This window comes from Pantoea sp. X-Soil-TKNS-1280 (assembly GCF_059730475.1).
This window is the reverse complement of record NZ_AP035962.1, coordinates 2,229,444-2,250,144: the sequence shown is the minus strand read 5'-3', so window position 1 is coordinate 2,250,144 and position 20,701 is coordinate 2,229,444. Positions and strand designations below refer to the sequence as shown.

General features: G+C 54.4%; 15 protein-coding genes. 10 read left to right on the top strand and 5 right to left on the bottom strand.

The annotated features are described in order from the left end of the window. Positions 1–98: 98 nt before the first annotated feature. The 3 genes from AC6I8X_RS10480 to AC6I8X_RS10470 all read left to right on the top strand — a co-directional run bounded on the left by AC6I8X_RS10480 (position 99) and on the right by AC6I8X_RS10470 (position 3,281). The gene (locus AC6I8X_RS10480; RefSeq protein WP_313684541.1) at positions 99–1,718 is read left to right on the top strand and encodes a peptide ABC transporter substrate-binding protein; all 1,620 of its coding nucleotides are present in this window, start codon (positions 99–101) and stop codon (positions 1,716–1,718) included. 113 nt (positions 1,719–1,831) lie between these two features. Further along, positions 1,832–2,815: a zinc transporter ZntB gene (gene zntB, locus AC6I8X_RS10475; protein ID WP_299453605.1), complete on the top strand. Its 984-nt coding sequence runs from the start codon at positions 1,832–1,834 to the stop codon at positions 2,813–2,815. Between the two features lie 319 nt (positions 2,816–3,134). After that, positions 3,135–3,281 carry a hypothetical protein gene (locus tag AC6I8X_RS10470; RefSeq protein WP_167379243.1) on the top strand — a complete coding sequence of 49 codons (147 nt, stop codon included), beginning with the start codon at positions 3,135–3,137 and terminating at the stop codon, positions 3,279–3,281. A gap of 49 nt (positions 3,282–3,330) precedes the next feature. Here AC6I8X_RS10470 and ttcA read toward each other — a convergent pair whose 3' ends face one another. Then, complete coding sequence (gene ttcA, locus AC6I8X_RS10465) at positions 3,331–4,266, bottom strand: tRNA 2-thiocytidine(32) synthetase TtcA (RefSeq protein ID WP_299453610.1); 936 nt, start codon at positions 4,264–4,266, stop codon at positions 3,331–3,333. Between the two features lie 190 nt (positions 4,267–4,456). Then, positions 4,457–5,686 (bottom strand): DUF6056 family protein, encoded by a 1,230-nt coding sequence (locus tag AC6I8X_RS10460; protein WP_497839766.1) that lies wholly within the window; start codon positions 5,684–5,686, stop codon positions 4,457–4,459. Positions 5,687–5,859: 173 nt separating this feature from the next. Here AC6I8X_RS10460 and AC6I8X_RS10455 point away from each other — a divergent pair, with 173 nt between their 5' ends. After that, positions 5,860–7,065: an FAD-dependent oxidoreductase gene (locus AC6I8X_RS10455; RefSeq protein WP_497839765.1), complete on the top strand. Its 1,206-nt coding sequence runs from the start codon at positions 5,860–5,862 to the stop codon at positions 7,063–7,065. A 138-nt stretch (positions 7,066–7,203) separates the two neighbouring features. Next, positions 7,204–7,404, top strand: a complete 201-nt coding sequence (locus tag AC6I8X_RS10450) for a DUF2767 family protein (protein ID WP_084875001.1) — start codon at positions 7,204–7,206, stop codon at positions 7,402–7,404. A 36-nt stretch (positions 7,405–7,440) separates the two neighbouring features. Here AC6I8X_RS10450 and nifJ read toward each other — a convergent pair whose 3' ends face one another. After that, a complete protein-coding gene (gene nifJ, locus AC6I8X_RS10445; protein WP_497839764.1) occupies positions 7,441–10,971 on the bottom strand; it encodes a pyruvate:ferredoxin (flavodoxin) oxidoreductase in 3,531 nt (1,176 codons plus the stop codon). Positions 10,972–11,310: 339 nt separating this feature from the next. Between nifJ and AC6I8X_RS10440 the strand changes: the two genes are divergently transcribed. Then, positions 11,311–11,583 (top strand): putative hemolysin, encoded by a 273-nt coding sequence (locus tag AC6I8X_RS10440; RefSeq protein WP_208715159.1) that lies wholly within the window; start codon positions 11,311–11,313, stop codon positions 11,581–11,583. Positions 11,584–11,598: 15 nt separating this feature from the next. On the opposite strand, the gene AC6I8X_RS10435 is transcribed toward AC6I8X_RS10440, so the two are convergent. Then, the gene (locus tag AC6I8X_RS10435) at positions 11,599–12,591 is read right to left on the bottom strand and encodes a 2-hydroxyacid dehydrogenase (protein ID WP_497839763.1); all 993 of its coding nucleotides are present in this window, start codon (positions 12,589–12,591) and stop codon (positions 11,599–11,601) included. A gap of 163 nt (positions 12,592–12,754) precedes the next feature. On the opposite strand from AC6I8X_RS10435, the gene AC6I8X_RS10430 reads away from it, so the two are divergent. From AC6I8X_RS10430 to AC6I8X_RS10420, 3 genes are read left to right on the top strand one after another with little or no spacing between them, the layout of a single operon-like run. Then, entirely contained in the window at positions 12,755–15,376 is a 2,622-nt protein-coding gene (locus AC6I8X_RS10430; protein WP_497839762.1) for a YdbH family protein, read from the top strand. Further along, positions 15,373–15,561 carry a YnbE family lipoprotein gene (locus tag AC6I8X_RS10425; protein WP_013509194.1) on the top strand — a complete coding sequence of 63 codons (189 nt, stop codon included), beginning with the start codon at positions 15,373–15,375 and terminating at the stop codon, positions 15,559–15,561. Before AC6I8X_RS10430 ends, AC6I8X_RS10425 begins: the two co-directional genes overlap by 4 nt. A gap of 11 nt (positions 15,562–15,572) precedes the next feature. Next, positions 15,573–15,893 carry a YdbL family probable chaperone protein gene (locus AC6I8X_RS10420; RefSeq protein ID WP_313686359.1) on the top strand — a complete coding sequence of 107 codons (321 nt, stop codon included), beginning with the start codon at positions 15,573–15,575 and terminating at the stop codon, positions 15,891–15,893. A gap of 51 nt (positions 15,894–15,944) precedes the next feature. Here AC6I8X_RS10420 and azoR read toward each other — a convergent pair whose 3' ends face one another. Continuing rightward, positions 15,945–16,544 (bottom strand): FMN-dependent NADH-azoreductase, encoded by a 600-nt coding sequence (gene azoR / locus AC6I8X_RS10415; protein WP_313686357.1) that lies wholly within the window; start codon positions 16,542–16,544, stop codon positions 15,945–15,947. Between the two features lie 243 nt (positions 16,545–16,787). On the opposite strand from azoR, the gene hrpA reads away from it, so the two are divergent. Continuing rightward, on the top strand, positions 16,788–20,684 hold the full coding sequence (gene hrpA, locus AC6I8X_RS10410) for an ATP-dependent RNA helicase HrpA (protein ID WP_497839761.1): 3,897 nt from the start codon (positions 16,788–16,790) through the stop codon (positions 20,682–20,684). Positions 20,685–20,701: the final 17 nt, after the last annotated feature.

Sequence of the window (20,701 nt, the reverse complement as noted above, 5' to 3'; positions counted from 1 at the left end):
ATAGCTATTTATCAATCAGCAATTTGCGATAAAGTGCCGAAAGTCGCTGGTGGCGCATTTTTTTTGGCGGCCGCCTTTTTTTGGGTAAAGGAGTGGTGATGAAAATAACTTTTCGCAAGACGCTTGCTGCCTTAATGGTTATCGGTGCAACTTCGCCGGTATTCGCCGCCAATGTGCCGCCGGGCGCACAACTGGCACCGGTACAGGAAATCGTGCGCCATATTAAAGATGAACCTGCATCGCTTGATCCGATGAAAGCCGTCGGCCTGCCGGAAATTCAGGTCATGCGTGATTTGTTCGAAGGGCTGACCAATCAGGATGCGCAGGGCCATATCGTGCCGGGCGTGGCACAAAGCTGGAGCAGTAACGATAACAAGACCTGGATTTTTAACCTGCGCAAAGATGCCCGCTGGTCCAATGGCGACCCGGTCAGCGCCCAGGATTTTGTTTACAGCTGGCAACGGCTGGTTGATCCGAAAAATAGCTCGCCTTCAGCCTGGTTTGCGACGTTGAGCGGCATCGAGAACGCTGAAGCCATCACCAAAGGGCAAATGAGCCCCGACAAGTTGGGTGTCAGCGTGCTGGATGGTAATCGACTTAAAGTGACATTGTCACGCCCGGTGCCGTGGTTTCCCAGCATGGTAGCCAATGCGGCGCTGTTTCCGGTGCCGGAAAAAGTCATTGCACAAGAGGGCGATGGCTGGACGGCCCCCGGTAAGCTGGTCGGCAATGGCGCTTATCAGCTCCAGGATCGTGTCGTGAATGAAAAAATTGTGCTGATCCGTAACAGCCATTATTGGGATGATGCGCACTCGGTACTGACTAAAGTCACCTTCATTCCAATCAATGAGGAATCCAGTGCCACCAAACGTTATCGTGCTGGCGATATCGATATCACTGAATCCTTTCCGAAAAACATGTACGCGCTGCTGAAAAAAGAGCTGCCGGGCCAGGTCTATACTCCGGACCAGCTTGGCACCTATTACTACGCCTTTAACACCGAAAAAGGCCCGACTGCCGATATCCGTGTACGTAAGGCGCTGACATGGACCATCGATCGCCGCATCATCGCCGAAAAAGTGCTGGGCACCGGTGAGAAGCCCGCCTGGCGTTTCACGCCTGATGTAACAGCAGGTTTCACGCCGCAGAAAAGTTATATGCAGCAGCATAGTCAGCAGGAACTCAATGCGCAGGCTAAATCGCTGCTGACGGCAGCGGGCTATGGACCGGCGAAACCGCTGCATCTGACGTTGCTGTACAACACCTCAGAAAGCCATCAGAAAATCGCCATTGCGGTGGCATCGATGTGGAAAAAGAATCTGGGCGTGGATGTCACGCTGCAAAATCAGGAATGGAAGACGTATATCGATAGCCGCAACAGCGGCAACTTTGACGTTATTCGTGCCTCGTGGGTGGGAGATTATAACGAGCCCTCTACCTTCCTCAGCCTGCTGACTTCCAGCCATAGCGGCAATATCGCGCGTTTTCATAATGCCGATTACGATGCCGTGCTGGCAAAAGCCAGTAACGAAACCAGCGCGCAGGCACGAAATCAGGACTACAACCGTGCCGAGCAAATTCTGGCTGAACAGGCACCGATTGCGCCGATTTATCAGTACACCAATGGACGTCTGATTAAACCCTGGGTGAAAGGCTACCCGATTACCAATCCAGAAGATGTGGCCTACAGCCGCGAAATGTGGATTGAAAAACACTAATCTTCCTGGCGGCCGCTCTGGCCGCCTGTCATGTTTGCTCACAGCCTGAAGATTGCAACTCGTCGTCGCCACGCTAGACTGTATCGTATTGATTTTGATGAAGAGGCGAGTTCGTGAACGTCATTGAAGGTAAAGAATTGAAGGTTTCAGATGCCATTGTGGCTTGTCAGCTCGACGGCAAAGGTGGGGTGATCGCTATTGATGAGACTGAGGTCATTAATTGTGAACGTCCTTGCTGGCTACACCTGAATTACACTCAGGAGCAGAGCGCTGAATGGCTGCAAAAAACCCCACTCATTCCCGATGCCGTGCGTGATGCGCTGGCTGGCGATAGCATGCGGCCACGCGTGTCACGCCTTGGCGATGGTTTTATGATTGTGCTGCGCAGCGTTAACCACAACAGTGATTCACGACCGGATCAGCTGGTGGCGATGCGGGTATTTATTAATGACAAACTGATTGTTTCGACGCGTCGTCGTAAAGTCTACGCCGTCGATGAAGTGCTGACCGATCTGCAAAACGGCAATGGCCCGGTAGACGGCGGCAGTTGGCTGGTGGATGTGTGTGATGCGCTTACCGATCATGCCAGTGAATTTATTGAAGAGATGCATGACAAGATTATCGAGCTGGAAGATGCCCTGATGGATCAGCAAGTCCCGGCCCGGGGTGAACTGGCGTTGCTGCGCAAGCAACTGATTGTGATGCGTCGTTATATGGCCCCGCAGCGGGATGTCTATGCACGACTGGCCAGTGAAAAACTGGCGTGGATGGACGACGATAACCGTCGTCGCATGCAGGATATTGCCGACCGACTTGGCCGCGGGCTGGACGATCTGGATGCGGGGGTGGCACGAACGGCAGTGCTGACCGATGAAATCGCCGCAGTGCTGGCGGAAGCGATGAACCGACGTACCTACACCATGTCATTGCTGGCGATGATTTTCCTGCCGACCACCTTTTTAACCGGCCTGTTTGGTGTCAACCTCGGGGGTATCCCCGGCAATAGCTGGCATATGGGTTTTGGCGTGTTCTGCCTGCTGTTATTAATCATGGTAGTGGGACTGGCCTGGTGGCTAAGACAACGCAAATGGCTATAAGCGCCACTGATGATGTTAATGGCGGGTTAGCAGAAGGTAACCCGCTGTAAATTAAGGATGCGAGGGTAAAAAAGCGTAAAAAAACTGATCGACGTCAATATCCACATCAGGCAACAGGAGCAAACTCTCTCTCGCAGGTGAATGCAACGTCAAGCGATGGGCGTTGCGCTCCATATTGTCTTACTTCCTTTTTTGAATTACTGCATAGCACATTTGATTCGTACAACGCCGGCTAATCCGCCGGCTTTTTTTTGTCCGTTTGCCAGTGCCGCTTATCTTTTCCTATGCTTATAAGACATTCAGCGACAAGGAGAACGGCATGTCAGTTATCCGCGCCACCGATCCCATTCCAACCGATCCGCCACCGATTCCGGAACCGATTCCGCATCCACAACCCATTCCTGAACCCGATCCGCCGTACGATCCTGAGTTTCCACCGATTATCGATCCGCCACCGCATCGCTAATAAAAAAGGCGCGTAGCCGAAGCGACGCGCCTTTTTCTGTCGGGGCGAATTACTTTATCTGCAATACATCCAGACGGACGCTTAAATCGGCAGCATCTTCCTCTTCCGGTTGCCAGCCAGCAGGTTGCACGGGCAGCGATTCACGATCGAATGCCAGATCGCCGCCATCAATCACCGCATCGCCATGCTGAATGCCTTTGAAGTCAAACAGGTTAATGTCGGCCATATGGGACGGCACGATGTTCTGCATCGCGCTAAACATGGTTTCGATACGGCCCGGGTAGCGTTTATCCCAGTCGCGTAGCATATCGGCCACCACCTGACGTTGCAGGTTAGGCTGGGAGCCGCACAGATTACACGGGATAATCGGGAACTGGCGAGCCTCAGAGAAACGGATGATGTCTTTTTCGCGGCAGTAGGCCAGCGGGCGGATCACGATATGCTTGCCATCATCGCTCATCAACTTTGGTGGCATACCCTTCATCTTGCCGCCGTAGAACATATTCAGGAACAGCGTTTGCAGAATATCGTCGCGATGATGGCCAAGGGCAATTTTGGTACAGCCCAGCTCAGTCGCGGTGCGATAGAGAATGCCGCGACGCAGACGCGAGCATAATGAACAGGTGGTTTTGCCTTCCGGAATTTTCTCTTTAACGATGGAGTAAGTATCTTCGTTAACAATCTTATACTCAACGCCGAGGTTATCGAGATACGCGGGCAGGATGTGTTCCGGGAAGCCGGGCTGCTTCTGATCAAGATTCACCGCCACCAGTGAAAAGTTAACCGGCGCGCTTTGTTGCAGATTACGTAAGATTTCCAGCATGGTATAGCTGTCTTTGCCGCCCGACAGACACACCATGATGCGATCGCCTTCTTCAATCATATTGAAATCAGCAATGGCTTCGCCCACGTTACGACGCAGACGCTTTTGTAATTTGTTCAGGTTGTACTGCTCTTTTTTTGTGACTTCTTGATTTTCTGACATTATTTTCACGCTTTACAATGACGGCTTGAGGTGTGAAGCATCGCAGAACGCATCCCGCGACTGAAAACCCCTCTGACATGAGTGCGTATGGTACGGATTGCAGCGCTGAACGCCAGCGCATTTTGCAGTTATCCTGGTTATACGGTTACTCAGATTCTTCAGGTCAAGTGCCTGCATTCTGCCGCGATAATCACCGGAGCAGCTTGCTCTGACTCATTGCACACGTCTGAAGAGCCAGATACGCTGCCAGCGCAGACACCATCATTCCTGACACCATCAGCACTCGTTGCTCTGAAGCATAGATGGTAGGTGACAGGCCGAGCATCACCGTTCCTGAATATGAGGCAATATAGGCTATCGCGATGAGCCATGCCGTTTTCCTCTCCTGTTGTGCCAGAAACAACAGCAGGGTGGTGGCGAGAGCAAAGATGATAACCGTAGCGGCTCTGGCAATCGCGAAAGTGCTGGTTATATTTTCTGAACTGAACTTGTAGATGGCATCAAAATTTGATGTGGCAAAAACTCTACGTTCAATCAGTGACAAGGTGATGGTTGCAATAAGCAGTAACAGAGAAAATATTTGAGCCTTTTTATTGTTACGGAGTATCAAGGCTAAACATAAATAAATAATACCGACTGCGATTGGCTGAACAGTGAACATCTGGTCAAAGGCCAGATTCAATCCCATAAGCACTTTATCAACAAAATTCAAATTAACAAAGTCAGGCATCCAGCGCCCAATCTCAAGATATAATCTACGTGTATTTCCCGGGCTGAGTATGATGTACGTGAACACCAGCAGAGTGGTTGCCAGAGAGATGAGTGCTGCTTTTCTCACTGGCCCCCGATAGAGTAAAGCGATTGTCGGCAATAGAAAGAGATTGATTACCACGATTTGTTCGCTGAACGAGGAGAAGAAAAAAATTATCGCGGTGACGATCGCATTTCTATAGAAATTCTGTTCTGTCGTGCATCGTTTAAGCAGAGCAAAGCCCAATATGGAAAGGGCAAACGGCCACAAATAGTTAACTGAGCCAGTCATCCACAGGATGCCCTCCTTGATAAACCCTTTTTTAATAGTGAAAAGTATGACCAGTACAAAGAACAGGCTGGCTAAAATGGCGTCTTTTTTATTTTTCGCCACTATCCAGGATAATGAACATATGGTTACAGCGAAGAAGAATGAATTTAAAAATGCCCATGTTTGTTTATGGTTTATTATTTTTAATAATACGAATTCAATGGCGGTGCGGGAGGACCATGATTGATAGCGTGTAATAAGCCATTGGAAAATATCTGGGGTGTGTGCTTCTTGCGAAAACACGACATCATCTGAATAGTGGGAAATTCCTTTTAGCTTTAAATAAGAAAACGCACACAGGAAAATAATAAAAAAGAGAGCGGTGAAAGTCCGTGTCATTGTTTTTCTACCTTGCGTACCTGATGAGTATTAGAACCCTGCTGACGTTATATTTTATCAGGTACGAAGCACTGGAGAAAGATGGGCATGATCATCATAAGCGCAGAATTATCATCTATACACAAATGATAATTATTATCATAAACTGATCGGGTGCTAACAAAGGAGTGGTTATGAAGCCCGAAGCGAATGACATCCTGAAAACCGATTGCTGTATTGTTGGCGGAGGCCCGGCGGGGTTGATGCTGGGGTATCTGCTGGTGCGTGCGGGGTTACGCGTGGTGGTGATAGAAAAACACGCCGACTTCCTGCGCGATTTCCGCGGAGATACCATTCATCCCTCTACACTCGAAATCATGCATCAGCTCGGTTTACTGGACGAACTTTTGCTATTGCCACACCAGCGCGCAGAAAAGTTACAGGCTGAATTGGCCGGTGAGGAAGTCACCATGGCCGATTTCACCCGACTGCCCGTGCAATGCCGTTTTATCGCGTTTATGCCGCAATGGGACTTTCTCAACTTTCTGGCGCAGAAAAGCGCGCAGTTTGCCGGTTTCACCCTGCTACAATCCACCACTTTTGACCGCTTTCTCTACCAGCATGACACCGTGCGGGGCATTCGGGCGAACACCGAACAGGGCCCGGTGGAAATTCAGGCCCCGCTGGTTGTGGGGGCTGATGGCCGCAATTCAGCGGTCCGTCTCGCCGCCGGATTGACCAGTCGGGCGTTTGGCGCATCAAAGGATGTGGTGTGGTTTCGGCTGGATAAACAGTCGGGCGATCCGACCTGGGGAATGGGACATAAGGGGCCACGGCAAAACTTTATCGTTATCGATCGCGGCACCTACTGGCAATGCGGCTACACCATTGCGAAAGGCCAGTTTGAGGAATTAAAGGTGGCGGGCCTGGATCAGTTTAAACAGGCTATCGCTGCCGTTGCGCCCTTTAGCGTGGAACGGATGTCAATGCTGGAGGAGTGGCAGCAATTTAAGTTACTGTCGATCCGTATCGACCGGCTTGATAGCTGGATGAAGCCCGGCGTACTTTGCATCGGTGATGCGGCGCACGCGATGTCGCCGATTGGTGGGGTTGGCGTCAATCTGGCGATTCAGGATGCAGTTGCAGCCGCCAATTATCTGACGGAACCGCTGCGCCGGGGTGCAGTCAGTGTGCGCGATTTGGCGAAGGTACAGAAACGCCGTCAGTTTCCGACGGTGGCAACACAATTTCTGCAAATTAAAATGAGCAGCAATAAACGTAAACCCGGCAGTAAAAGCCCGATGCCTGGTCTTATCCGCCGCTTTCCCTTTCTGCGTTTTGTCTTTGGTCGCCTAATCGGACTGGGATTCCGCATGGAGAAGCCACGTTTTTCTGGTTAAGTCAGCCACTGGAACCGGATCAGCATTCTTTGCCTGAATTATTTGTGCATTTATTGATCTGCGCGAAGATTTTGCTTTGTCTGCACTGACAGGATGGAAGCATAAGTTACTTTAGTTTCTAAAGGTGAGGAGAGGCAGATGCAAACGTACGACATGGTATTTGAAGAAGCGTGCCGCCTGGTGGGGCAATGTTACCTGGAACTGGCGCAGCGTGGCGCGGCGACAGAAAAAGATGTGCTGGCAACGGAGCTACAAAATCTGCAACTCCGTTATCGCGAATTAACCGGATCCCCGAACCGGGCAGTGGAGATGGCAATTACGCAACTCAAGCCCTGTTGATAAGCTTGCAGCCCGGCCATTTGTGCCGGGCTTTGTTTATGACTCGTTTTTCTCTGCTTTCCCTGCCAGTTCTGCCAGCCGCTGATAACGTTGATTAGCAGCGTCGCTGGCATCACGCCACAACCGGGCAGCGGCTTCCGGTTCGCTGGTTTGCAGCTGCCGGAAGCGCTGCTCATTCATCAAGGCCTGCTCCAGCTCAGAGCTGGGCGGGCGTGAATCGAGTGACAACGCGGCTTTGCCCTGTTCCGCACGACGTGGATCGAAGCGATAGAGCGGCCAGAATCCACTGGTGGTCAGCAGGCGCATTTGTTCATGGCTATAGGCCAGGTCATAGCCGTGCTCCTCGCAGGGGCTGTACGCGATGATCAACGACGGCCCCGGCCAGGCTTCGGCTTCCTGAATCGCTTTCACCGTTTGGTTGAGCTGGGCACCGAGCGAAATCTGCGCCACATAAACATGCCCGTACAGCAAGGTTGCCATGCCGAGGTCTTTACGCGCCTTACGTTTTCCCTGTTCGCCAAATTTGGTGACGGCTCCCAGTGGGGTGGCTTTCGAAGCCTGTCCGCCGGTATTGGAATAGCATTGGGTATCAAGCACCAGCACATTAACGTTTTCACTCAGGCTCATCACATGGTCCAGCCCGCCATAACCGATGTCATAGGCCCAGCCATCGCCGCCAATCAGCCACACCGATTTATCCACCAGCGCATCGGCTGCGATCATTAGCGCCTGAGCATCCTGCCGTGTCGAGCTTTGCAGCAGGTTGCGCAGTTGGGCGATTTGTTCACGGCGTAATGATGGTGTGACATTGTCACTTCTGAGGTCGGCGACCAGGCTCTCTGGTAATTGCGCGGCGCACTGTTCCAGCAGACGCAGTGCTCGCTGACGTTGCTGATCAACGCTCAGCCGGAACCCCAGGCCAAACTCGGCGTTATCTTCGAACAGGGAGTTGGCCCAGGCCGGACCGCGTCCTTCCGCGTTGGTGGTATAAGGCGTAGACGGCAGATTGCCACCATAGATGGAGGAACAGCCGGTTGCATTGGCGATCAACAGCCGGTCGCCGTAGAGCTGAGTCAGCAACTTAATATAAGGCGTTTCGCCGCAGCCGGAGCAGGCACCGGAATATTCAAACAGCGGGGTGATCAACTGAGAGGTACGGATATCGATACGTTCCAGTTGCTCGGCGGTGATCTCCGGCAGGGCAAGAAAGGCGTCGTAATTGATTTTTTCCGTTTCAACATGCTCCAGACGCGATTTCATGTTGATGGCTTTGATTTCCGGATGTTCACGATCGCTGGCCGGGCACACTTCAACGCACAGGTTGCAGCCGGTGCAATCCTCGGGGGCGACCTGTAACACGTATTTTTGTCCGCGCATATCGCGCGATTTAACATCCAGTGAGGCCAGAGTTGCGGGCGCGCCCGCCAGCGCTTCCGGTGGCACCACTTTGGCGCGAATGGCGGAATGGGGGCAGGCCGCCACGCAGTGGTTGCACTGGGTACAGAGATCGGGCTGCCAGATTGGTACAGCCTCGGCAATGTTGCGTTTTTCCCATTGAGTGGTGCCGGTCGGCCAACTGCCATCGGGGGGTAAGGCGGATACCGGCAATTTGTCACCCAGACCGGCCAGCATCGCTGCCGTCACGGTTTTGACAAAATCAGGTGCATTATCTGCAACAACCGGTGGGCGATGCGGGCTGCGGGTATCGACCGGTTGCAACGGCACTGCCTCCAGCGCCTGTTGTGCCATCGCCAGCGCCTGCCAGTTGCGCTGCACCAGTTCCTCACCTTTGCTGCGATAGCTGCGGGCGATAGCGTTTTGCAGTTCTGTCAGGGCGCTGTCCCCCGGCAAAATTTGCGTCAGCTGGAAGAAAGCCATTTGCATCACGGTATTGATGCGTGCCCCTAACTGGCATTCGCGCGCAATGCGGGCGGCGTTGATCACGTAAAAACGCGCCTGTTTGTCGTTAAGCTGCGTCTGCACTTCCTGTGGCAGACGAGACCACACTTCATCGGCCGCGTAGGGGGTATTTAGCAGAAAAATGCCGCCGGGTTTGAGTTGGTCCAGCATCGAATATTTGTCGATGAACTGTAGCTGGTGACAGCCGATAAAATCGGCCTGCTGAATCAGATAGGCCGACTGGATAGGTTGCTGGCTGACACGCAAATGCGAAACCGTCAGCCCGCCGGCTTTTTTTGAGTCATAGACAAAATAACCCTGTACCTGCCAGGGCGTGGCATTGCCGATAATCTTCAGGTTATTTTTGGTGGCACTGACGCTACCATCGCTGCCCAGCCCGTAGAACAAGGCTTCGAGGTGGGCGCGATTGGGGACAATATTGGTTTCCGGCGGCAGCGACAGATGGGTCACATCGTCATAAATACCGACGGTAAAGCGGGCCGGTGGTTCAGGACGTTGCAGGGCGCGGAACACCGCCAGTACCGCATCGGGTGCGAATTCTTTCGATGATAAACCGTAGCGTCCACCACTAATCCGCGGCAACGTACTGCGCTCGCCGCGACTGTAGGCTTCCGCCAGTGCGGTCATCACATCCAGAAACAGCGGTTCACCGAGCGCGCCCGGCTCTTTGGTGCGATCCAGCACCGCGACACGCTGGACAGATGCAGGCAGTACGGTCAACAGATGGCTGGCGGAGAACGGACGATAGAGGCGGACTTTGACCAGACCGACTTTTTCGCCACGCTGCAATAACTCGTCAATGGCTTCTTCGGTGGTACCACAGCCGGATCCCATCATGATAATCACCCGCTCCGCCTGTGGATGGCCGTAAAACTCGAACGGCTGATAACGGCGGCCGGTTTGCCCGGCAAACGCCTCCATGGCGTTAATCACATGCCCGGTGCAGGCGTCGTACCACAGGTTAGTCGCTTCGCGTGACTGAAAATACGTATCCGGATTGGCTGAGGTGCCGCGTACTGTCGGGTGATCCGGGGTGAGGGCGCGGGCGCGATGTTGCGCAATCGCTTCCTGTGGCATCAGTGCCAGCAGCGTCTCGTCACTGATCGGGACGATTTTATTGATCTCGTGCGAAGTACGAAAACCGTCAAAAAAATGGATAAACGGAATGCGGCTATTAAGCGATGCCATTTGCGCAATCAGGGCGAAATCCTGCGCTTCCTGCACGCTGGAGGCACAAAGTTGCGCACAACCGGTTTGACGTACCGCCATCACGTCAGAATGATCGCCGAAAATCGATAAGGCATGGGTAGCAATGGTACGTGCCGCCACATGCAGGACAAACGGCATCAGTTGCCCGGCCAGTTTGTAGAGTGTCGGGATCATCAGCAGCAGGCCCTGCGATGAGGTGAACGAAGTGGAAAGTGCGCCGGTTTGCAGTGCACCGTGTACGGTGGCAATCGCACCGCCCTCGGATTGCATCTCCACCACACGCGGGACGTCACCCCAGATATTGCGGCGGCCAACGCCGGCCCAGCTATCCGCCAGCTCTGCCATGGTTGAGCTGGGTGTGATGGGGTAGATGGCGATAACTTCACTGGTACGGAAGGCGACAGAAGCCACAGCACCGTTGCCGTCAACGGTAATCATAGATCGTCCTTTGCTAAGCTGAGAATGCCCGTAAAATTGCCGGGTTAATCATCTCAGTCTAGCAAAGCGATCTGCCGTCACTTTCTTATCTGTGTGGTGTGCTGAATCCTGCGCACCGAAATCTAACTTTGCTGCTTTTTAAACCACTTACGCCAGGTTGCTGTGGGTCTGAAAGGCGGGCACTTTTCGCCGCTAAGTGGTAAAAAAACGTCAATCAGGATAATTCTGGTTGCAAAGCCGGAAAGAAAATTTTGTAAAAAGCTGTGTCGCCTCTCGACCCCTTGCTGTGCCTGACATATGCTGGTTCGAATTTTTCCCCATCCGCCCGGAGCCTGAACGATGAAAGCCGCTTCCTTCCTGCTGGCCGGTGCTGCACTGTTACTTTCTGCCTGCAGCAGCAATAGTGATAATGAACCGCCGCAACAAGCGACTGCCGCACATATACAACCGCAGGTGGTGATGTCGTCGCTGGCGGAATCGAATTGCGCGAATGCCGGGGGTACACTGGCGTTTTCACGTCAGCTCGATGGTTCCCGTATCGGGATGTGCCAGTTGGCAAATGGTCGTCGTTGTGATGAGCAGGCGCTGATGGGTGGGAGATGCGCCCGCTAACGCAGGCGCACACAGTCAGGCTTTTACCAGGTTGAGACACTCTTCTCCCCGTTCCAGCTGCCGCAGATTACTCAGCGTGGTTTCGGAGATGGCGGTTAAGGCTTCCGCCGTCAGGAATGCCTGATGGCCGGTGAATAATACGTTGTGGCATGCCGAGAGGCGACGAAACACGTCATCCTGAATCACATCATTCGATTTATCTTCAAAGAACAGATCCCGCTCGTTTTCGTACACATCCATCCCCAGCGCGCCAATTTTCTGCTGCTTCAGCGCGTCAATTGCGGCCTGAGAATCAATTAAGCCACCACGACTGGTGTTGATGATCATCACCCCATCTTTCATCTGGCTGAAAGCATGGGCATTCAGCAGATGATGATTTTCCGGCGTCAACGGGCAGTGCAGAGTGATGACATCGGACTCGGCAAATAAGGTTTTCAAATCCACATATTCTGCACCAAGCTCCAGCGCCTGCGGGCTGGGGTAAGGATCAAACGCCAGCAAGCGCATACCAAAGCCCTTCAGGATACGCATGGCAGCCACACCAATTTTACCGGTGCCGACCACGCCTGCGGTTTTATTGTGCATATTGAAACCGGTTAAACCATCGAGCGAGAAGTTAGCGTCACGGGTACGCTGATAAGCGCGATGGATGCGGCGGTTCAGCGTCATCATCAGGCCCACCGCATGTTCCGCTACGGCTTCCGGCGAATAGGCGGGTACGCGCACTACCTGTAAACCGAGCGCCGCAGCGGCGGTCAAATCGACGTTATTGAATCCGGCACAGCGCAGCGCGATATATTTCACCCCCAGTGCAGCCAGTTCCTCCAGCACCACTTTGCCACCGTCATCATTAACGAAAATACAGACGGCATCACAGCCGACGGCGTTTTTGGCGGTGGCTTCTGTCAGCAGAAAGTCAAAAAACTCCAGTTCAAAACCGTAGCTGGCGTTGACGTGTTCGAGGTATTTCTGGTCATACTGTTTGGTGCTGTAAACCGCAACTTTCATTGTTTCGCTCCTGAAAAATGGAATGCAGGTATGTTCACAGGATAACGGTTTCTGCATAACTTTGCTGGTGAATACCCGAAGCAGGGTTTAAGCCTTCATTAACCCGGCATAACATGCCATCATCTTCGTCAGGATTGTGTTAAGAACAGGAAAGTGAGCTGCCATGACGCGGGGCCTACGCCGATTACTTGCTGCGCTGCTGGCGCTGACATTGTTGCTATTAGGATTGTTACTGACGGTGACGCAATGGTTGCCCCGTCTGGTCGGTATCTGGCTGCCGGACAATACCCGCGTGGAACTGGGCGCTGCGCCCGGCTGGCAACAGGGCGGTCTGTTTATTCCAGAAGTCCGCTACCTGGCCGGGGATTGTGAACTGGCCAAAGTCAGCGATGCCCGGCTCGGCTGGCATCAGCATCGCTGGCAACTCGCCGCTCGCCAGCTACAACTCAACAGTGACTGCCTGCAATCGTTGCCGCAAAGCAGCGCTCCCAGCGATGCCCCGCGTACTCTGGCGCAGTGGCAGGCGATGCTGCCGGGTGCAGATATCCATCTTGATCAACTGATTCTTTTACCGTGGCAGCAATATGCCGGTCAGTTTGACCTGACTCTCGACAAAGACACACAGCTCTTACGTTATCAGGGCAATAACCTGAGCGTTGACGCGCGCCTGCAAGGCCAGCAGTTGCAACTCACGCAGCTGCAACTGACCCACCCGTTACTGCCCAAACCGCTGGATGTGCATGGCACCCTGACATTACCCACTTTTGCCGATGGTCTGCCGGTGGCCGGTGAACTCAGTGGCGATATCAGCCTGACGCAGTGGCCACAACCGCTCAGCCTGGCGCTCAACTGGCAACAGCAGCAGGGTAAGCTGACGGTGCGTCAGCCGGGGGACGAGCAACCTTTGCTGCAACTGCCGTGGCAGATCGACGATCAACACATCCGTATTGCCCAGGGACAATGGCGTTGGCCGCAGCAGGGACAGCCTCTGGCGGGTGGTCTGGCGCTGACGCTGACTCACTGGCAGCAGGGGCTGGAAAACACGCAGGTCGAGGGGCGCTTCAATTTGCTGACGCAAGGCAAGGGCGGCAAAGGCAACCTGGTGCTGAGCGTCGGCCCCGGTTCCCTCAGCCTGCAAAACAGCCATTTACCGTTCCAGTTAACCGGCGAAAGCAAATTTTCTGAGCTGCAATTATACGGTGCTATTCCGGGTGTATTGCAGGGGATGCTGACCGATCCGCAACTGGCGCTGCGGCCCGGTGCCTTGCTGCGTCTGCGTGGCCGTCTGCTTTCCACACTGCAAGTGGATGAGGCACGCTGGCCGCTGGCCGGGGTGACATTGAGCACAGCAGGGATAAACGGGCGCTTGCAGGCGATCCTGCAGGCACACGATCCCAGCTTTGGCCGCTTCAGACTGCATCTTGATGGGCGGGCGACACAATTCTGGCCCGACCGGGGACGCTGGAACTGGCGTTACTGGGGCGATGGGGTAATGGATCCCCTCAATGCCAAATGGGATGTGAAAGGCACCGGTAGCTGGCAGGACCAGCTCATCAGTCTCGATACGCTGGACACCGGTTTTGATCAGCTGGCTTACGGCATGGTCGAGGTGAGCAAACCACGTCTTACCCTCACCGCGCCGGTGCGCTGGCAGCGTGATGTACAACATCCCGCTTTTAACGGCGGTTTTGTTCTCAAGTCAGGCCAGACCCGCTTCAGCTACGGTGGCTGGTTGCCGCCTTCGGAACTCGATTTTGAAGCGAAAGGCAGCGACCCGAGCCAGTTTATCTGGCGTGGTCAGCTCAGGGCAGGCGATATCGGTCCGCTGCGGGTGCATGGGCGCTGGGATGGCGAGCGATTGCGTGGTGAAGCCTGGTGGCCAAAACAATCGCTGGCGGTGTTTCAGCCTTTACTCAGCAGCGATCTGAAGATGCGCATTCAGTCGGGCGATCTTCAGGCGCAGGTGGCGTTTTCTGCCGCCAGCGATCAGGGATTCGAGGCGGGTGGACACTGGGTGGTAAAAAACGGCAGCGTCTGGATGCCTGATAGCGAAATCAATGGCATCGATTTCTCGCTGCCGTTCCGCCTGAAAGATCATCAATGGCAGCTTGGCCGACGTGGGCCGGTATCCCTGCGCATTGCGGAAGTGAAAAATCAGTTTGCTTTGCAGAATATCACCGCCGATTTGCAGGGCCATTATCCGTGGCAGGAACGGCAGCCGCTGACGCTCTCCAATGTCAACCTCGACCTGCTAGGCGGCCACGTCAGCCTGCCGGAGCTGCGTCTGCCGCAGCATGACCCTGCGCGTATTTCGCTGCGAGATATCGACCTGAGTCGCCTGATTACCGCGATTAAACCGAAACAGTTCGCCATGTCCGGCAAGGTCAATGGCGAATTGCCGTTGTGGGTGAATAATCCACGCTGGCTGGTTGAGAAAGGTTGGATCGCCAACAGCGGCCCGCTGACCTTTCGCATGGACAAAGACATGGCCGATGCCATCACCAGCAACAATTTTGCCGCCGGGGCGGCAATGGACTGGCTACGTTATATGGAAATTTCCCGTTCATGGGCCACGCTGGATCTGGATAACTTCGGCAATCTGACCCTGCAATCGGAGGTGAAGGGTACCAGCCAGTTCAGCAATCGCCGACAATCGGTCAACCTTAACTACCGTCATCAGGAAAACCTGTTCCAGCTGTGGCGCAGCCTGCGCTTTGGCGATAATTTGCAATCCTGGGTGGAGCAAAATGCCACCCTGCCATCCAAAAAGGACCCCCAACCATGAGCCTGAGGGCATTACTGGTGCTGGCAGCCGGGCTGCCGCTGATTGGCTGCGTGCCGCGTATTGAAGTCGCGGCACCGAAAGAGCCGATCACCATCAATATGAATGTAAAAATCGAGCATGAAATTCACATCAAGGTGGATAAAGATGTGGAAGCCCTGCTGAAGAATCAGAGCGGTTTATTTTGAGGAGGGGGGCGATGAAGCGTAAAGGGATGGTTCTGCTATTGGCGCTGTTACTGGTGCCTTCTGCCTGGGCGCTGACGCTCGACCAGGCCCGCCAGCAGGGGCGGGTCGGTGAAACGCTGAGTGGCTACATTGCCGCACGTCAGCAGGACAGCGAAACGCTGGCGCTGGTCAAACGTATCAACGACGGGCGTAGCCAGCAATATCAACGCGTGGCGCAGCAGAACAATTTGACCACCGGTGAAGTGGCGCGCATCGCTGGAGAAAAACTGGTGAATCGTGCCGCATCTGGCGAGTATGTGCAGGGAATTAACGGGCAATGGTTGCAAAAATAGGCAAAAAAAAGCCGGGCGCTCAGGCCCGGCTAAAAGATGACACAGTTTTGCTTACGCAGCAGCAATCTCTTTGATCGCGTCTTTAGCATCGCTGGTTGCTTTGGTCGCCACTTCCGGACCGTAAGCAATACCTTCTGCGAACACGAAGTTCACGTCAGTGATGCCGATGAAACCGAGGAACAGCTTAACATACGGGGTCAGCAGGTCGGTCGGGGTGTCTTTGTGGATGCCGCCACGGCTGGACAGGATCACCGCACGTTTACCTTTCACCAGACCTTCCGGGCCTGCTTCGGTGTAACGGAAAGTGACGCCAGCACGGGCAATCAGGTCGAAGTAGTTTTTCAGCTGGGTCGGGATGTTGAAGTTGTACATCGGTGCCGCGATAACGACCACATCATGAGCCTGCAGCTCAGCAATCAGGGCGTCTGACAGAGCCAGCGCTTCCTGCTGACGCGGTGACAGCGGAGCGTCAGAAGGACGCAGCGCGCCAACCAGCTCACCGTCCAGAACCGGAATCGGGTCAGCGGCCAGGTCACGAACGGTGACTTCATCACCCTTGCTCTTTGCCTGCTCAACATAGAAATCAGCCAGTTGGCTGGACTGAGAGTAACCTGCAAGGATGCTGGATTTCAGAACTAATACTTTGCTCATGGTGTTTTCCTGTTTGTCTACGCGGAAGGCTTACCGCTCAATGCGTTACACTCTACGAAGATTAAGGGCCGGGTAAAAGCGCAATATTTCGAGACCTATGTTCGAATTTATTGAATAAGGCAGCACGCACGGTCAGGGCAGCAGAGGCAAATTATGCTATGATGCCGCTCATTAATTGATTGAATCCGCCGGTATTTCCGGCCGGCAGTGCCTGAGCATTGCCACAACAGGTAACTCATCACTATGTCATCATCCGTTACTTCTCCTTTGGCCCCGTTCTGGACGCGACTCGAAAACCTGATGTTGCGCGATCGCCAGCGTCTGCAGCGTCGGCTACATGGCGCAACCAAAGTGAAAAATCCCGCCGCACAAGAGGGGATTGCTGCCGAGCTGGAGGCCGAATTCAGCCAGGCAGAGCAGCGTGTCGCCCAGCGTATGGCCGCGACACCCCGCATCACTTTCCCGGAAAATCTGCCTGTCAGCCAGAAACAGCAGGCAATTGCCGAAGCCATTCGCGACCATCAGGTGGTCATCGTGGCGGGTGAAACCGGCTCGGGCAAAACGACACAGCTGCCGAAAATCTGTCTGACGCTGGGTCGGGGTGTGAAAGGGTTGATTGGTCATACCCAGCCGCGCCGTTTGGCTGCGCGTACCGTCGCCAACCGTATTGCCGACGAGCTGGAGACATCGCTCGGTGGCTGCATTGGTTACAAGGTCCGTTTTAACGATCAGGTCAGCGACACCACCCAGGTGAAGTTGATGACCGACGGTATTCTGCTGGCCGAGATTCAGCAGGACCGCATGTTGTTGCAGTACGACACCATCATCATCGATGAAGCGCATGAACGCAGCCTGAATATCGATTTTCTGTTGGGTTATCTGCGCGAGTTGCTGCCGCGTCGTCCGGATCTGAAGGTGATCATCACCTCCGCTACCATCGATCCGCAGCGCTTTTCACGTCACTTTAACAACGCGCCGGTGATTGAAGTGTCTGGCCGCACCTTCCCGGTGGAAGTGCGTTATCGTCCCATCGTTGAAGAAGCGGACGACACCGATCGTGACCAGTTACAGGCCATCTTTGATGCGGTGGATGAACTGGGCCAGGAAAGCCGTGGCGATATCCTGATTTTTATGAGCGGTGAGCGTGAAATCCGCGACACCGCCGATGCGCTGATGAAGCGTGATCTGCCACACACCGAAATTCTGCCGCTGTATGCGCGTCTGTCGAACGCGGAACAGAACCGGGTGTTCCAGTCTCACAGCGGGCGACGCATCGTGTTGGCCACCAACGTGGCGGAGACCTCGCTCACGGTACCGGGCATTAAATACGTTATTGACCCCGGCACTGCGCGTATCAGTCGCTATAGCTACCGCACCAAAGTGCAGCGCCTGCCGATTGAACCGGTCTCCCAGGCCTCGGCGAATCAGCGTAAAGGCCGCTGCGGCCGTGTCTCGGAAGGCATCTGTATCCGGCTGTACTCAGAAGACGATTTCCTGAGCCGTCCGGAATTTACCGACCCGGAGATTCTGCGTACCAACCTGGCGTCGGTTATTTTGCAGATGACCGCGCTCGGCCTCGGCGATATTGGCGCGTTCCCGTTTGTTGAAGCCCCGGATAAACGCAATATCCAGGATGGGGTCAGGTTGCTGGAGGAACTGGGGGCGATCACCGTCAATGAAGACGGGCACTACAAACTGACCGCGTCCGGGCGGCAGCTGGCATTGCTGCCGGTGGACCCGCGCCTGGCGCGTATGGTGCTGGAAGCGCAGAAATTTGGTTGTGTGCGCGAAGCGATGATCATCACCGCGGCGCTCTCGATTCAGGACCCGCGTGAACGTCCGGTGGAGAAACAGCAGGCATCGGACGAGAAACACCGGCGATTTGCAGATAAAGAGTCGGACTTTCTCACGTTCGTGAATTTATGGAACTATCTGCAGGAACAGCAAAAAGCGCTGTCGGGGAATCAGTTCCGTCGCCAGTGTAAAAGCGACTACCTCAACTATCTGCGCGTACGTGAATGGCAGGATATTTACACCCAGCTGCGCCAGGTGGTGCGTGAGCAGGGGATGCCGGTCAACAGCGAACCGGCACCCTATCGTGAAGTCCACTGCGCTTTGCTGAGCGGGCTGCTATCGCATATTGGCCAGAAAGATGCCGATAAACAGGAGTTTACTGGCGCACGCAATGCCCGCTTCTCCATCTTTCCCGGTTCCGGTCTGTTTAAAAAACCGCCGAAATGGACCATGGTGGCGGAACTGGTGGAAACCAGCCGTCTGTGGGGACGTATCGCCGCCCGCCTCGATCCAGAGTGGATCGAGCCGCTGGCGCAGCATCTGATCAAGCGCAGCTACAGCGAGCCGCACTGGGAGAAAGCTCAGGGCGCAGTGATGGCGACTGAAAAGGTCACACTGTACGGTTTGCCGATTGTGCAGGCACGTAAGGTGAATTACAGCCAAATCGACGCGCCACTGAGCCGTGAATTGTTTATCCGCCATGCGTTGGTGGAAGGTGACTGGCAGACGCGTCACGCCTTTTTCCGCAACAATCAGAAGCTGCGTAGCGAAGTCGAAGATCTGGAACATAAATCACGTCGCCGCGATATCCTGGTGGATGATGAGACGCTGTTTGCCTTTTACGATCGGCGTATCGGCAGTGACGTCGTTTCGGCGCGTCATTTTGACAACTGGTGGAAAAAAGCCAGCAAAGATAATCCCGACCTGCTCAGCTTCGATAAGCAGATGCTGATTAAGGATGGTGCGGAAAAGGTCAGCCAGCTTGATTACCCGAATTTCTGGCATCAGGGCAACCTGAAGCTGAAACTCAGTTACCAGTTTGAACCGGGTACCGATGCGGATGGGGTAACGGTACATATCCCGCTGCCGCTACTTAATCAGGTTGATGAGGCCGGGTTCGAGTGGCAAATCCCCGGCGTGCGCCGCGAACTGGTGATTGCCCTGATTAAATCGTTACCGAAACCGGTACGACGCAATCTGGTGCCCGCCCCGAACTATGCTGAAGCCTTCCTCGGTCGTGTAACCGCGCTGGAATTGCCGTTGCTGGATGCGCTGGAGCGTGAGTTCCGCCGGATGACGGGGGTCACCATTGACCGCGAAGCCTGGCAATGGGATCAGGTGCCCGATCACCTGAAAATGACCTTCCGCGTGGTGGATGAACACAACCGCAAGTTACAGGAAGGCAAAGATCTGCATCAGCTGAAGCTGGCGCTGAAAGGGAAAGTGCAGGAAACGCTGTCTAAAGTGGCGGATGACGGGCTGGAGCAGAGCGGTCTGCATATCTGGAGTTTCGGCGATTTACCGCAAAGCTATGAGCAGAAACGCGGCAGCTATCAGGTTAAAGCCTGGCCTGCGCTGGTGGATGAGAAAGATAGCGTTGCGATTCGCCTGTTCGACAGCGAGCAGGAGCAACAAAAAATGATGTGGCGCGGTCAGCGTCGCTTATTGCTGCTGAACATTCCATCGCCGATCAAGTATCTGCACGAGAAGCTGCCCAATAAGGCCAAACTCGGATTGTACTTTAACCCGTATGGCAAAGTGCTGGAGCTGATTGACGACTGCATCGCCTGCGGTGTGGATAAGCTGATGAGCGAAGCAGGGGGGCCGGCGTGGCAACAGGAAAACTTTGAACAGCTGCGCGACAAAGTCCGTGCCGAACTGAACGAGACGGTTGTCACCATTGCGAAACAGGTGGAGCAGATCCTGACCTGCGTTTTCAATATTAACAAACGTCTGAAAGGTCGGCTGGATATGTCTCTGGCGCTGGCACTGGCGGATATTAAGAATCAGATGAGCGGGCTGGTGTATCGCGGTTTCGTGACCGGCAACGGCTGGCAGCGTCTGGCAGATACCTTGCGTTATTTGCAGGGCATTGAGCGCCGTCTGGAGAAATTGCCGGTCGATCCACATAGCGATCGCGCCCGCATGCTGAAAGTCCAGGCTGTGGAGCAGGCGTGGCAAAGCTGGCGTAACAAGCTGCCGCCGCAGCGTCAGGATGATGCGGAAGTGCTGGCGATTCGCTGGATGCTGGAAGAGTTGCGTATCAGCTACTTTGCCCAGCAACTGGGGACGCCTTACCCGATTTCGGATAAGCGTATTTTGCAGACCATGGAGCAGATGAATTAATAGCGCGTTGCCGACTG